Annotated in this window: 12 protein-coding genes; 6 read left to right on the top strand and 6 right to left on the bottom strand. The window is 64.8% G+C overall.

Annotated features, from left to right (window positions below):
* Positions 1-84: 84 nt before the first annotated feature.
* The 4 genes from HU748_RS14320 to glcF all read left to right on the top strand — a co-directional run bounded on the left by HU748_RS14320 (position 85) and on the right by glcF (position 5070).
* Complete coding sequence (locus HU748_RS14320; protein ID WP_238343360.1) at positions 85-1173, top strand: AbrB family transcriptional regulator; 1089 nt, start codon at positions 85-87, stop codon at positions 1171-1173.
* Between the two features lie 70 nt (positions 1174-1243).
* Complete coding sequence (gene glcD / locus HU748_RS14325; RefSeq protein WP_186669134.1) at positions 1244-2743, top strand: glycolate oxidase subunit GlcD; 1500 nt, start codon at positions 1244-1246, stop codon at positions 2741-2743.
* The gene (gene glcE, locus HU748_RS14330) at positions 2743-3795 is read left to right on the top strand and encodes a glycolate oxidase subunit GlcE (RefSeq protein ID WP_186720773.1); all 1053 of its coding nucleotides are present in this window, start codon (positions 2743-2745) and stop codon (positions 3793-3795) included. Before glcD ends, glcE begins: the two co-directional genes overlap by 1 nt.
* A gap of 9 nt (positions 3796-3804) precedes the next feature.
* Positions 3805-5070, top strand: a complete 1266-nt coding sequence (gene glcF / locus HU748_RS14335) for a glycolate oxidase subunit GlcF (RefSeq protein ID WP_186720774.1) — start codon at positions 3805-3807, stop codon at positions 5068-5070.
* On the opposite strand, the gene HU748_RS14340 is transcribed toward glcF, so the two are convergent.
* Entirely contained in the window at positions 5024-5764 is a 741-nt protein-coding gene (locus HU748_RS14340; protein WP_186720775.1) for a hypothetical protein, read from the bottom strand. The genes glcF and HU748_RS14340 overlap by 47 nt on opposite strands.
* Before the next feature lie 291 nt (positions 5765-6055).
* Here HU748_RS14340 and HU748_RS14345 point away from each other — a divergent pair, with 291 nt between their 5' ends.
* Positions 6056-6538 carry an Lrp/AsnC family transcriptional regulator gene (locus tag HU748_RS14345; RefSeq protein WP_186721003.1) on the top strand — a complete coding sequence of 161 codons (483 nt, stop codon included), beginning with the start codon at positions 6056-6058 and terminating at the stop codon, positions 6536-6538.
* 39 nt (positions 6539-6577) lie between these two features.
* Here HU748_RS14345 and codA read toward each other — a convergent pair whose 3' ends face one another.
* The 3 genes from codA to codB are packed head-to-tail and all read right to left on the bottom strand — an operon-like array spanning position 6578 to position 10297.
* Positions 6578-7819, bottom strand: a complete 1242-nt coding sequence (codA, locus tag HU748_RS14350; protein ID WP_186720776.1) for a cytosine deaminase — start codon at positions 7817-7819, stop codon at positions 6578-6580.
* A gap of 4 nt (positions 7820-7823) precedes the next feature.
* Complete coding sequence (locus HU748_RS14355; protein WP_186669127.1) at positions 7824-9041, bottom strand: PucR family transcriptional regulator; 1218 nt, start codon at positions 9039-9041, stop codon at positions 7824-7826.
* Positions 9038-10297 (bottom strand): cytosine permease, encoded by a 1260-nt coding sequence (gene codB / locus HU748_RS14360; RefSeq protein WP_186720777.1) that lies wholly within the window; start codon positions 10295-10297, stop codon positions 9038-9040. Before codB ends, HU748_RS14355 begins: the two co-directional genes overlap by 4 nt.
* Before the next feature lie 339 nt (positions 10298-10636).
* Here codB and HU748_RS14365 point away from each other — a divergent pair, with 339 nt between their 5' ends.
* A complete protein-coding gene (locus tag HU748_RS14365) occupies positions 10637-11644 on the top strand; it encodes a 5'-nucleotidase (protein WP_186720778.1) in 1008 nt (335 codons plus the stop codon).
* Between the two features lie 11 nt (positions 11645-11655).
* Here HU748_RS14365 and HU748_RS14370 read toward each other — a convergent pair whose 3' ends face one another.
* Together HU748_RS14370 and HU748_RS14375 are read right to left on the bottom strand one after the other, a co-directional pair.
* A complete protein-coding gene (locus HU748_RS14370; RefSeq protein WP_186720780.1) occupies positions 11656-12891 on the bottom strand; it encodes a hypothetical protein in 1236 nt (411 codons plus the stop codon).
* A 135-nt stretch (positions 12892-13026) separates the two neighbouring features.
* Positions 13027-13341 (bottom strand): DUF3077 domain-containing protein, encoded by a 315-nt coding sequence (locus HU748_RS14375; protein ID WP_186669119.1) that lies wholly within the window; start codon positions 13339-13341, stop codon positions 13027-13029.
* Between the last annotated feature and the right edge of the window lie 206 nt (positions 13342-13547).

The following is a 13547-nucleotide window of genomic DNA, read 5'->3' on the forward strand; positions in this document are numbered from 1 at the left end:
AGTAGAAAATAGACTTGATCAATCCACAGGTCGATAATTTTCTCTGTCAGCCATCTCTGGCTCTCGCCGTAAAGGGAGATCGACTTGCCCCCCGCCCTACCCCCCCAAGCAGCAAAGAACCCGTCCCCAACCCTGATCCTGCAATGGCTCGCGCTGATCCTTTGTGCCGGCGCCGCCGGGCAGATCCTGCACGCCCTCACCGTGCCGGCCGGGCTGTTTCTCGGCCCCATGCTGGTGGCCATCGTCTTCGGTGTATCCGGCGCGCAACTAAGCCTGCATCGCCAGGTGTTCCGTTTCGGCCAAGGCTGTGTCGGGCTGCTGGTGGCCCACTCGGTGACCTGGCCGGTGCTCGCCTCGCTGGCCGACGCCTGGCCACTGATGCTGTTCGCCACCTTCGCCACCGTCGCGCTCAGCGCGCTGGTCGGCCTGGGTACCGTGCGCTTCGGCGACATCCCCGGCAGCACGGCGGCCTGGGGCACCGCACCCGGCGCGGCCTCGGCGATGGTGTCGATGGCCGAGGACAACGGCGCCGATGGGCGCGTGGTGGCGACCATGCAATACGTGCGCGTGGTGTGCGTGGTGATGATCGGCTCGCTGGTCAGCCATCTGCTCGGCGCCACCAGTGTTGCCAGCGACGTGGCCCAGGTGCCGGTGGCCGCCGACAGCGTGCAACTGGGCAACCTGCTGCTCGGCCTGGGCGTGGTGCTGGTGGGCGTAGCCGTCGGCGCGAAGATGCCCGCCGGTGCCCTGCTGATGCCGCTGATGCTTGGCGCAGTGCTGCAACTGACGGGCCTGCTGCACGTCAGCCTGCCCAGCGAAGTGCTGGCCATCGCCTACGGTGCCATCGGCTGCTACATCGGCCTGCGCTTCGACCGCCAGACCGTGCGCTATGTGTGGAAGCGTCTGCCGACCATGATCGCCGGCGCCGTGGTGCTGATCCTGCTCTGCGCAGGCTGTGCCTGGCTGTTGGCGCGGGTCGCCGGCACCGACTTCCTGTCCATGTACCTGGCCACCAGCCCCGGCGGCCTGGATGCGATGGCGATCATCGCGGTGGAAACCCACGCCGATGTCGGCATGGTGCTGGCGATGCAGACACTGCGCCTGTTCGGGGTGATCCTGACCGGTGCGTATCTGGCCCGGCAGATCATTCGCCTCACACAGAACGCCCACTGAAGGGTGCACCAGGCCGAGGGGTAGCTATCCTTCCCCGCACAACAACGACAAGTGCCTGGTAGTCCGCCCCATGAACATCCTGTACGACGAGCGCCTGGACGGCGCCCTGCCCACGGTCGACAAGGCCGCGCTGCTGGACACCCTGCGCAGTGCCCTGCCCGACCTCGACATCCTGCACTCCGCACAAGACCTGCGCCCCTACGAGTGCGACGGCCTCAGCGCCTACCGCGTGGTGCCACTGCTGGTGGTGCTGCCCCAACGCCTGGAACAGGTCCAGGCGCTGCTGAAGATCTGCCACGCGCACCAGGTGCCGGTGGTGGCCCGGGGCGCCGGGACCGGCCTTTCGGGCGGCGCCCTGCCGCTGGAACAGGGCATCCTGCTGGTGATGGCACGCTTCAACCGCATCCTTGAGATCAATCCCGCAGGCCGCTTCGCCCGGGTTCAGCCTGGCGTGCGCAACCTGGCCATCTCCCAGGCCGCAGCACCGCACGGGCTGTACTACGCCCCAGACCCGTCCTCGCAGATCGCCTGCTCGATCGGCGGCAATGTCGCGGAAAACGCCGGGGGCGTGCATTGCCTGAAGTACGGCCTGACCGTGCACAACCTGCTCAAGGTCGAAATCCTCACCATCGAGGGCGAATACCTGACGCTGGGCAGCGATGCCCTGGATGCCCCAGGGTTCGACCTGCTGGCGCTGTTCACCGGCTCCGAAGGCTTGCTGGGCATCGTCACCGAGGTCACCGTCAAACTGTTGCCCAAGCCACAGGTGGCGCGGGTATTGCTGGCCAGTTTCGACAGCGTGGAAAAGGCCGGTCGTGCGGTGGCCGACATCATCGGCGCAGGCATCATTCCCGCGGGCCTGGAGATGATGGACAACCTGTCGCTACAGGCCGCCGAAGACTTCATCCACGCAGGCTACCCGGTCGAGGCCGCCGCCATCTTGCTGTGCGAACTCGACGGCGTGGAGGCTGACGTGCAGGACGACTGCCTGCGCGTCGAGGCCGTGCTCAAGGCAGCCGGCGCCAGCGAGGTGCGCCTGGCGCGCGACGAGGCTGAGCGCGTGCGCTTCTGGGCCGGGCGCAAGAACGCCTTTCCTGCGGTCGGGCGCATTTCCCCCGACTACTACTGCATGGACGGCACTATTCCGCGCCGGGCGCTGCCGGGGGTGCTGCACGGCATCGGCGAGCTGTCGCGCGAGTACGGCCTGCGCGTGGCCAACGTGTTCCATGCCGGCGACGGCAACATGCACCCCTTGATCCTGTTCGACGCCAACCAGCCCGGCGAGCTGGAGCGTGCCGAGGCCCTCGGCGGCAAGATCCTGGAGCTGTGCGTGGCAGTGGGTGGCAGCATCACCGGCGAGCACGGCGTCGGGCGCGAGAAGATCAACCAGATGTGCGCGCAATTCAACGCCGACGAGCTGACGCTGTTCCATGCGGTCAAGCACGCCTTCGATCCGCTGGGTTTGCTCAATCCTGGCAAGAACATCCCGACACTGCAGCGCTGCGCCGAATTCGGCGCGATGCATGTGCACCACGGCCAGTTGCCCTTCCCCGACCTGGAGCGTTTCTGATGGATCAGGATCACGACGACAGCTCGGCCCTGCTGGAGCAGGTGCGCCAGGCACTGGTCGACTGCACGCCACTGCGCATCCAGGGCAGCGACAGCAAGGCGATGCTCGGGCGCCCGGTCAACGGCCGGCCCCTCGACACCCGCAGCCATCGCGGCATCGTCAGCTACGACCCCACCGAGCTGGTGATCACGGCACGCGCGGGCACGCCGCTGCGCGAGATCGAGGCTGCACTGCACAGCGCCGGGCAAATGCTGCCCTTCGAACCACCGCACCTGGGCGACGGCGCCACACTGGGCGGTATGGTCGCCGCCGGGCTGGCAGGGCCGCGCCGGCCTTGGGCGGGCTCGGTACGCGACCATGTGCTGGGCACCCGCGTCATCACCGGGCACGGCAAGCTGCTGCGCTTTGGCGGCGAGGTGATGAAGAACGTCGCGGGCTACGACCTGTCGCGCCTGCTGGCCGGCAGTTTCGGCTGCCTGGGGGTATTGACCGAGGTATCGCTGAAAGTCCTGCCGCGACCGCGCAGCTGCCAGAGCCTGTGCCTGACGATGGGCCTTCGGCAAGCCCTGGATGAGCTGGCGGCCTGGGGTCAGCAAGCCCTGCCGATCACGGCTGCCTGCCATGACGGCGAAGTCCTGCACCTGCGCCTGGAGGGCGGTGAAGGCTCCGTGGCCTCTGCCGCCGAGCGCCTGGGCGGTACGCTGCTGGATAACCGCTATTGGCACGACCTGCGCGAACAGCGCCTGGCCTTCTTTGCCGGTGACGAGCCCTTGTGGCGCCTGTCGCTGCCGCACAACAGCCCATCGCTCAGCCTGCCCGGCCGACAGTTGCTCGACTGGGGCGGCGCCCAGCGTTGGCTGAAGTCCGCCGCTTCGCCTGCGTTAATCCGTGAGGCGGTCGCGCACCTCGGCGGCCATGCCACCCTGCATGCCTGCCACAGCGCCAGCTTTCATCCGCTGGCCGAGCCACTGCTACGTTACCAGCGCAACCTCAAGCAGCAGCTCGACCCGAGCGGTATCTTCAACCCAGGTCGCCTGTATGCCGACCTGTGAGGGCCAAACATGCAGACCAACCTGAGCGAACAGGCCAAGCGCCTGCCACGGGCCGATGAGGCCGAGCGTATCCTGCGCAGTTGCGTGCACTGTGGCTTCTGCACTGCCACCTGTCCGACCTATCAGTTGCTGGGCGATGAGCTGGACGGGCCGCGTGGGCGCATCTACCAGATCAAGCTGCTACTCGAGGGCCAACCGGCCACAGCCAGCACCCAGACCCACCTGGACCGTTGCCTGAGCTGCCGCAACTGCGAAACCACCTGCCCTTCCGGGGTGGACTATCACAACCTTCTGGACATCGGTCGTGCCGTGGTCGACGCGCAGGTGCAGCGGTCTCTGGGCGAGCGTCTGGCACGCCAAGGATTGCGCCTGTTCGTCCCAAGGCCTGCGTTGTTCAAGGCCCTGACCCGCACAGCCAGGGCTTTTCGGCCACTGTTGCCCAAGCCGATGCAGGCCAAGCTGCCGCGCCAGGCGCGTGCCCCCAAACCACGTCCCGTCGTACAACATGCACGTCGGGTGCTGATGCTCGAAGGGTGCGTGCAACCGGCACTGTCGCCCAACACCAACGCGGCAGCCGCGCGGGTGCTGGATCGCCTGGGGATTTCGGTGATCGCAGCCCGTGAAGCGGGATGTTGTGGCGCCGTGGACTACCACCTCGACGCGCAGGCCGTCGGCCTTGACCGCGCTCGGCGTAACATCGACGCCTGGTGGCCGGCCCTCGAGAACGGCGCAGAAGCGATCGTTCAGACCGCCAGCGGCTGCGGCGCCTTCGTGCGCGACTACAGGCACCTGCTGGCGACGGACCCGGCCTACGCTGCCAAGGCCGCGCGGGTCAGCGCACTGGCATGCGACCTGGTGGAGGTGTTGCGCGATGCGCCGCTGGAGCACCTGGATATCAAAGCCGAGCAGCGTCTGGCCGTCCATTGCCCATGCACGTTGCAGCATGCACAGAAGCTCGGGGGAGCCGTGGAGGGAGTGCTCGAACGCCTGGGGTTCAACCTGACCCCGGTGCCCGACGGCCATCTGTGCTGCGGCTCGGCGGGCACCTATTCACTGACCCAACCCGCATTGGCGCAGCAGCTGCGCGACAACCGCCTGAATGCGCTGGAAAGCGGTAATCCCGAGGTGATCGTCACCGCCAACATCGGTTGTCAGTCCCACCTCGACAGTGCCGGGCGAACGCCGGTGCGGCACTGGATCGAACTGGTGGACGAGGCACTCCCCGATATCAGCAGTTGCGCAGCCGGCGCAAACGACGGCGCTGACGCAGGATGACCCAGGTCAGCCCCAGCACCAGGGTGCCCAGCGCCACTACAAGGCCGATCAGCACTTGCCCATAACGGGCCATCAGCGCCTGGAAACCGCTGACCTGGCGTATCACCTGGATATCCGCCGGGCCCTCGGCATGCACGATGCTAATGCCGCCCTGGGTGATCTGCGGGAAGTCGGCATCGAAGTACACCCACACCCGGCACACCCCGCCGGCCTCGATGGACGGGATTTCGATGATGTTGGTGGCGTTCTCGGGAATGCTGTCGTCCCCGGCGTCATCGCGCACCTGTACCAGGCCTTTGGCCGGCAGGCGGATATGCACTTGCTTGAGCGGCGTGTCGCGGGTGTTGCGCAAGGTGATGAACAGCCCGGTGCGATGGTCCACCAGCCCCGCCTCGAAGGGCTTGGCGAACAACTGCATGTAGGGCGTCTGCGCCTGGGCCACCAAGGCCTCGACCTGGTCACGACTCAACGCCCCCTTGGCCAGCGCCTCGACACCGGCGAACAGGCGTTCGTACTTGAGTTGCTCACGGGCCTGGCCGATGCGCTCGTTGAACTGGCTGGGATAGGTCAGGGCCTCGTAGGCGACATAGGCCTTCAGGCCTCGATCATCCTTGAGCGACGCATACAACACGACGACAGCGACGACGATGACCATCAGGCCCGCAAGGGCTTTCCCGACTTTTTCCCAACTCACCTTGGCGGTTCCTTGTATCGCGGCGTGTGCGGTTGAAGACCGGGGCCAAGCGTGCCAAGTAAAGCGCCCATAGGCAAGCGTTCAGCGCCCCAGCAACACCGGCACCGACGCCACCAGCATGGCTATCCCCGACAAGGTCAACAGCCCCAGCACCAGCCGGCGAAACGCCGCCTCGCTGATACCCAGGTAGACCCGCGCGCCCAGTACCGTGGGGTCAGCATGTCCAGGACCACCACGCCGAACCTGGGCAGCATCGCCGACGTCACCACACCGGTGCCCAGATAGGTGAGCATGGTCACCGCCAGCATCGACACGAGCAGAACAACGCAGCGCGACGGACGCCTGACCAACGTGCAATTGGCCGAGGAAGTCGGCCTGTCGCCCTCCCCTTGCCTGCGCCGCGTACGTCTGCTGGAGGAAGCCGGAATCATTCGTGGCTATCAGGCACAGATCGACCGCGATGGCGTGGGGCTGGGGTTGACAGTATTCGTTGGCGTGAAGGTGGAGCGGCACACCGAAGCATCGTCTGTCGCCTTTCGCCAGGCGGTCTCGGCGTTGAGCGAAGTGGTGTCGTGCCACCTGGTGTCGGGGGAGTCGGATTTTCTGTTGCAGGTGGTGGTGCCGGATCTGCGGGCCTATGAGCGGTTCCTGATGGAGGCGCTGCTCAAGGTGCCGGGGGTGACGGATATCCGCAGCAACTTTGCGATCACCACGGTGAAGGAGCAGACTGGCCTGCCGCTCGGGCACCTGCCGCAGGCGGTGGGTGAACAGTGATGTGTGGGGGCAAACAAACCGTTGCCCCCACGCAGCGCTTCAGGCGAATCGCTCGATCTGTGCCGGGGTACGGCGCATCAACACCTTGCCGCCCCGTACCGAAACCAGCGCATGGCCCTGGCTGCGAATCATCTCGTAGTCATCCGGCGCCGACAGCACCAGCAGATTCGCCGGGCGCCCCACTTCAATGCCGTAGCGCTCGCCCAGGTTCAGGGTACGCGCGCTGTTGTCGGTGATCAGGTCCAGCGCCCGCTGCAAGTCTTCATAGCCGAGCATGTGGCAGATGTGCAGGCCCGCTTCGAGAATGCGCAGGATGTTGCCGTTACCCAGCGGGTACCACGGATCGACGATCGAGTCCTGGCCGAAGCACACGTTCATGCCTGCACGATCGAGCTCTGCCACCCGGGTCACGCCGCGACGTTTGGGGAAACTGTCGAACCGCCCCTGCAGGTGGATGCTCTCGGTCGGGCACGACACGAAGTTGATACCCGACATCTTCAGCAGGCGGAACAGCTTGTAGCAGTAGGCGTTGTCGTAGGAGCCCATGGCCACGGTGTGGCTGGCGGTAACGCGCTCGCCCATGTTGCGCACCCGCGCCTCTTCGGCCAGCACTTCGAGGAAACGCGACTGCGGGTCGTCAGTCTCGTCGCAGTGCACGTCCACCAGGCAGCCGGTACGTTCGGCCAGGTCCATCAGGAACTTCACCGACGACACGCCCTGGTCACGGGTGTTCTCGAAGTGAGGGATGCCACCGACCACATCGGCGCCCAGAGCGACGGCTTCTGTCATCAGGGCGCGACCGTTGGCGTACGATTCGATCCCCTCCTGAGGGAAGGCGACGATCTGCAGGTCGACCAGGTGGCGGACCTCTTCACGCACCTCGACCATCGCCTTGAGCGCGACCAGCGTCGGGTCGGTGACATCGACGTGGGTGCGCACGTGCTGGATGCCGTGATCGACCAAGGCGCCGATGGTTTTCTTGGCACGGGCCTTGATGTCCTCGTGGGTGGTAATGGCCTTGCGCTCGGCCCAGCACTCGATCCCCTCGAACAGCGTGCCGCTCATGTTCCAGCGCGGCTCGCCGGCAGTCAGAGTGGCATCGAGGTGGATATGCGGTTCGATGAAGGGCGGGATCACCAGGTTCTGCGCCGCGTCGATGTCCTCGGCGTTGCCCAGTGCGATGGCCGCATCCTGGGGTTCGATGGCGGCAATGCGATCGCCCTCGAGCTCGATCCGGAACAGGCCGGTCTTGCCACGCAGGCGGGCGTTGATGATGTTCATGGGGTTACTCCTTGCCTTGGCTTTCGCTCATGCGCCAGATCAGCAGCGCGACGGAAGCGTTCATGCGGAAAAGCGTGTCATCGAGCGACTGTCCGCTCAACTGCTCGATGCGTTGAATACGCTGGATGATGGTGTTGCGGTGCACCCCCAGGCGTTGCGCGGCCTGGGCGCCGTTGCCGTTTTCCTTGAGCAGCACATCGAGGGTGTGCACCAGAGCGTAGGGATGCTTGCGCCCGGTCTCGATCAGCGGGCCGAGGGTCTGGGCAACGAAGTTGTCGATCAGCGAACGGTCGGTAATCCCCTGCAACAGGCGCAACACACCCAGTTCGCTGAAATCGCACAGGCCGGTTGCCGGGCGCATGTTCTGCGCCACTTCGAGGGCCTGGCGCGCTTCTCCCAGGGCCTGGCGGTAGTGGGCGCAGTCTTCGGCCAGGCACGATAGGCCCATGAACAGCGCCATCTCGCCGGTCACCTCGGACAGCTGCCGATACAAGGCTGCGAGCGCTGGGCGCAAATCTGGGGCGTCGGCCAACAGCAGCACGAAGAGGTCACCCGGCAATTGCGCCATGACCGCCCCGGCGACCGTGCGGCACCAGGCCTCCAGTTGTTCTTCGAGCGCCTGACGAGTGTTCTGCCACAGGCGCTCGGCCTGCTCCGGTCGATGCCGCTCGAACAGGCCATCGACTGCCGAGAGTCGCAGCGCGACCACACGGCGGGGCTCGTCCAGCGCCAGTTGCAGGTGTGCAGCCCGCTGGCGGGCAATGGCCAGGCTCGGGTAGTCGCCGGTCAACAGCTGGCCGAGGATGTCGTCACGCGAGCGCCGCACCTGCCCCATCTGCACCAGCGCCGTGCCGATCAGGTGGGTGACCACCACCATCTTCAAGGCGTAGGGCTGCTCGATCAGCGGCAGCCCCAGTTGCTCGGCACGCTCGACCACCGCCGCCGGAATATGCTGGATGAAGCTGCCGCCGGTGAGGATCACCAGGCCGGCAATACCGACAGCGTCGCCATCCTCCACCAGGCTCAGCAGGTTGGCCTCGCCACGCGGATGGTTGATACCGGTGACGAACACCAGCTCGCCCCCCATCACCCATTCGGCAATGCCTTCGTTCTCCGCCACATACGGCCAGCGCACCCGCCGCTGCAGGTTGCGTGCACCGGCTCGCACGGTCATCTCTTCGAGACCGGGCAGCCCCAGCAACTCATCGAGTGCCAGGCTCACGGCTTGGCCTGTGCCACGGGGCGCACGCGCGCACCGACTTCAAGCAGGACGATGTAGCACAGCGCCGAAGCACCGATACCCACCAGCGGGGCGACCCACGGCGAACTGTAGGCCAGCACCGCCCCCACTGCGTAGGCGAACAGACCGGCGCGGTTGTAGCGTGGCAGGCTGACCGAAGCCAGGGTCGGGTACTTGCCACGGTGGCGGTACCAGAAGTCGGCCATGATCACCCCGCCGACCGGCGGAATGATCGAGCCCAGCAGCACCAGGAACGGGATCAGCCATTCATACATGCCACCGATCGCCAGCACGATGCCCACGCCGGCCGCCACCAGCGTCGCAGTACGACGACGCTCGCTGCGCACCAGGTGGCAGGTCGCCGCGGCCACGTTGTAGATGGTCGGGCCCTGAATGGTCCAGAGGTTCAGGCACAGCATCACCACCGCCGCGAACGACAGGCCCTGCAGCATCATCACTTCGACGATGTCGGCCTGCTGGTAGACCATCGCGCACCAGGCGCCTGCCACTACCATCAGGCCGTTGCCCACCAGGAACGCCACCACGCTGGCCGTGACCGCCACCCGGCCACTGCGCGACAGGCGGGTCCAATTGGTGGCCTGGGTCGCGCCGCTGGCGAAAGTGCCGAAGACCATGGTCACCGCTGCCGAGAAGCTCATCGTCTCGTGCGGCACCACGGCCATCAGCCCTTCGAAGCCACCCACATAGCGGGTGGCGATGACCATCGAAATCACCAGCAGCACGAACATCAGCGGTACCGACAGCCGCGACAGCCAGTCCAGCCCTTTGAAGCCAATGATCGCGGTTATGCTGAAACCCAGCCCGAACAACACCATCAGGGGGATGGTCAGGCCTTCGGACAGCCCCAGCAGCTTGACCAGCACGATCGCCACCGTCGCCGTGCCCCAGGCGTACCAGCCCAGTTCCGCGAAGCCCAGCAGGAAATCGGAGAGCCGACTGCCCGACTCACCAAAACAGAAACGCCCCATCAGCACCGTGTTGAGGCCACTGCGCGAGGCGATGAAAGCCAGCGTTGCCGCATAGATCGCCAGCAAGGCGTTGCCGATGGTGGCGATCCACAGCATGTCGACGAAATTGAAGGCCATGCCCAGCTTGCCGCCAGCGAACATGGTGCCGGTGAAGAAGGTGAAGCTGAACAGGACCATGGCAATCGGCAGCAGGCCTTTGCGGGCGTGCTGGGGGGCTTCGATCAGGGGGAATTCGCCGGATGAGCTCATTTTTATAGTGTTCCAGTGTTAGGGGGTTGGCGCTGGCGGAGCAATAACTGGGCCGGATTCAGGGTAGACGATGATCAGGCTGGGAGTTGGGCTATAGCGATATCCATTCATGTGCTATGTGCACATAATTTATTGATTTCTGGAAAATTTTGTGGGCTTTATATCTCATTTTGACGCACGCGTGCACCTTTGGGTGGCGGACTTGCGCCAGCACGCCGGGGATTTCCAGCGCTTTGTGCCGACGAACACTCTGAGCATCACGGCTATCCTTCCTTGGCAGTACAATCATGGCCGCACCGCGCCAGGTCTCGGTGATACCTCTCGGTTCAGGACTTCTCCATGCCCTACCCCATCGAACAGAAACTTGTCGTCGGCGTTGCCTCCAGTGCGCTGTTCGACCTCGCTGAATCCGACGACATCTATCAAAGCGAAGGCGTCGAAGCCTATCGCCAGCATCATGAAGCGAACCTCGACAATCCGTTCCCCCGGGGCGTGGCCTTCCCGTTCATCCGCCGTTTCCTGAGCATCAACAAGGCCTTCCCCGGGCAACTGCCGGTGGAAGTGGTGCTGCTGTCGCGCAACTCGCCCGAAACCGGGCTGCGGGTCTTTCGCTCGATCACGCATTACGGTCTGGACATCACCCGCGCGGCATTCATGTCGGGCCGCTCGCCCTACGAATACATCCCGGCGTTCAACGCGTCGCTGTTTCTCAGCGCCAACGAAGAAGACGTGCAGCGCGCCATCGACGCCGACTATCCGGCCGGCCTGGTGCTGCCCACACGCATCTACGACGACGAGATCGACACCGAACTGCGCGTAGCCTTCGACTTCGACGGCGTGATCGCCGACGACGAAGCCGAGACGGTCTACAAGCAGCACAACAACCTCCACGACTTCCAGGCCCACGAGTTCGCCCGCAAGGCTATCCCGCATCAGCCGGGACCGCTGGCAGACCTGTACCGCAAGCTCTCGCACATCCGGACCCTGGAAGACCAGAAGCTTGCGCAAGACCCTGACTACAAGCGCATCCTGCGCATTGCCATCGTTACCGCGCGCAACGCACCGTCCCATGAGCGCGTGGTGACCACCTTGAAAAACTGGGGCGTTTCGCCAGATGAATCGTTCTTTCTGGGCGGGATGGAGAAGGGCCGCGTGCTGTCCATTCTCAAGCCGCACATGTTCTTCGATGACCAGCGCAGCCACCTGAGCTCGGCGGCGGGCAACCTGCCGATGGTTCATGTGCCGTTCGGGGTGGCCAACCGCAACGTCGCCAGCCAGCCTGCGCAGCTGGAGGTGATGACTCAGGGCACTGGCGAAGCTACGAGTGAACAGGCGACAGGCCGATAAAGGCCGCATGCCTAGCGCTTGTCCTGCAGCATTTGCCCACGTATTTGCTGCCAGCCCATTCGCCGGTCCGCCGCCTCTTGCCACTGCGCCCGTTGCGGCTCACGCTGCACGATTGGCAACAGCAGCGGCGGCAAGCGCTCCACCTGACTGCTGCGGGTGAAGATACACAGGCGGGTGTAGTCAGGCAGTTGGTGGAGCTTGGCCCCGAGCAGGCTGTGTGGACACAGCAACAGCAGGTCACCGAAGGCGAACAGCTGGTAGGCCCTGACCTGTACCTTGCCATCGTGACGCAGACGGCTGTGCCAGAGCAGCGGATCGATATCGGCCAGTGTCACCTGGCGATCGAGCACGTAGCGCTGGGAGAAACCCTGGCGTACTTCCAGGCTGCCGGCCACCGAATAGGTGATGCTCGACATCGCGCCCTTGGCGGTGGTGAGAAAGATCACGAAGAACAGCAAGGCGCCGCCGATGCCTGCGGCGACTTTGCGGTAGATATCGCCTTTGAACACGAAGTACAACATCGAAGGCAGCAGGCTCATCAGCAGCGTGAACAGTGAAAAGCCTGCCACGAACGACACCGCCGCCTCGTTATCCCGCCCGACGTAGGTGTCGATGATCAACAGCATCGACAACGAACTGGCGATGACGGCGAACACCAGGGTGAACGAAAGAAAGATCCCGAGAAACCAGCGATCGGCCTTGCCCTTGTTCTTCGGCGCCGCAAGAACGAACAACGACCTGAACGACCGGGAGAAGAACAGCGCGGCAAACGCCAGCAAGGTGGCTGCCGAGATCAACAGCACGGCAACGCCGGAGCCAAGCATTCGGTGGTAGAAGAAGCCGAGGACGATGAAGGCGGCGTAGCCCACCGCCAACGGAATCACCAGCCACAGCGCGACATGGCGGGTGAGCCAGCGCACCCTGCCGAACAGCGATACCGCCGTGCCGTAGAGCCACGACGAGCCCATCAGGATGATCAGGTGGGAGAACATCACCGCGACGACCACGAACATCCAGGCGGCGAGTGACGACTTGGAATCCAGCGCCGACATGAACAGGTCGGCGCGACCGATGGCGCGGGTATAGATGTAGAGGCTGAGGCTGCCGAGGAAGGTCCCGAAGAAGACCAGCGTCACGGTGAAGGGTGTCCAGTGCTCAAGCACACGCTTGAGATTCTTGCGAAATACCTGGGCGAAGGTCGGGCGCACACGATGTGCACGGGGAGTAGGTTGCGGGGTATTGCTCATTTCACTCGCCTGTCCATGGTCTGTAACACAAAGCCCGGGAATCTATCACGCCTGCGGGCGATAGTTCCCAGCTCGGGCCTCTGCGATGCACCCTGCATCCAATGCTGGGTTTGATAGCGCTCGCGACGAAAGCCCCTAGGTGTCACTCCCTTTATCGACCGCTACCTCCCCGCGAACGATCGCCAGTTGCCCGTCGATCATCGCCTTGCTCATGCCACTCAGGTAATACATGGCACGCATCAGGGGCTCGGCGTCGCGCGGCGTGTTGAGGGCGCGATGGGTGAGTTCGGTCACGCACCCCAGCATGCTCGAAACCTCCATCAGCGTTTCCTTTGGCGGCAGCCCGGGTATCGCCTGCACCCAGGCCAACCGCGGTGGGCGGCGGATGCGCGGTACTGCGCTGACCACTTTCAGGCCAGCGTTCCTGTTCGATTGATCGTCGTTATCCATGCGTCCCCCATCGAGAATCGGTAGCGCTTCCAGCGCTGGATTGAAAAGTGCCCGCCGCATCTCCCCCGCACGCCTGTAGCCCGACCCACGCGAACCCGGCGTGAGTCTCTGCCCGTAAGCTGAAAGCGTGAAGATGAAATGCGGCGGGCACGGGCAGATTAGAAGGCCAGACGGGCCTGCACAACAGCGCAACCCAGGGAAACGTG

The organism is Pseudomonas sp. RW3S2 (genome assembly GCF_014268955.1).
GTDB classification, from domain to species: Bacteria; Pseudomonadota; Gammaproteobacteria; order Pseudomonadales; family Pseudomonadaceae; genus Aquipseudomonas; species Aquipseudomonas wayambapalatensis.

Bases quoted from the DNA above. Each gene is read 5' to 3' on its own strand.
- glcD (WP_186669134.1), top strand. From the start codon at position 1,244: ATGAACATCCTGTACGACGAGCGCCTGGACGGCGCCCTGCCCACGGTC.
- glcE (WP_186720773.1), top strand. From the start codon at position 2,743: ATGGATCAGGATCACGACGACAGCTCGGCCCTGCTGGAGCAGGTGCGC.
- glcF (WP_186720774.1), top strand. From the start codon at position 3,805: ATGCAGACCAACCTGAGCGAACAGGCCAAGCGCCTGCCACGGGCCGAT.
- HU748_RS14345 (WP_186721003.1), top strand. From the start codon at position 6,056: ATGGTCACCGCCAGCATCGACACGAGCAGAACAACGCAGCGCGACGGA.
- codA (WP_186720776.1), bottom strand. From the start codon at position 7,819: ATGAACATCATCAACGCCCGCCTGCGTGGCAAGACCGGCCTGTTCCGG.
- codB (WP_186720777.1), bottom strand. From the start codon at position 10,297: ATGAGCTCATCCGGCGAATTCCCCCTGATCGAAGCCCCCCAGCACGCC.
- HU748_RS14365 (WP_186720778.1), top strand. From the start codon at position 10,637: ATGCCCTACCCCATCGAACAGAAACTTGTCGTCGGCGTTGCCTCCAGT.
- HU748_RS14370 (WP_186720780.1), bottom strand. From the start codon at position 12,891: ATGAGCAATACCCCGCAACCTACTCCCCGTGCACATCGTGTGCGCCCG.
- HU748_RS14375 (WP_186669119.1), bottom strand. From the start codon at position 13,341: ATGGATAACGACGATCAATCGAACAGGAACGCTGGCCTGAAAGTGGTC.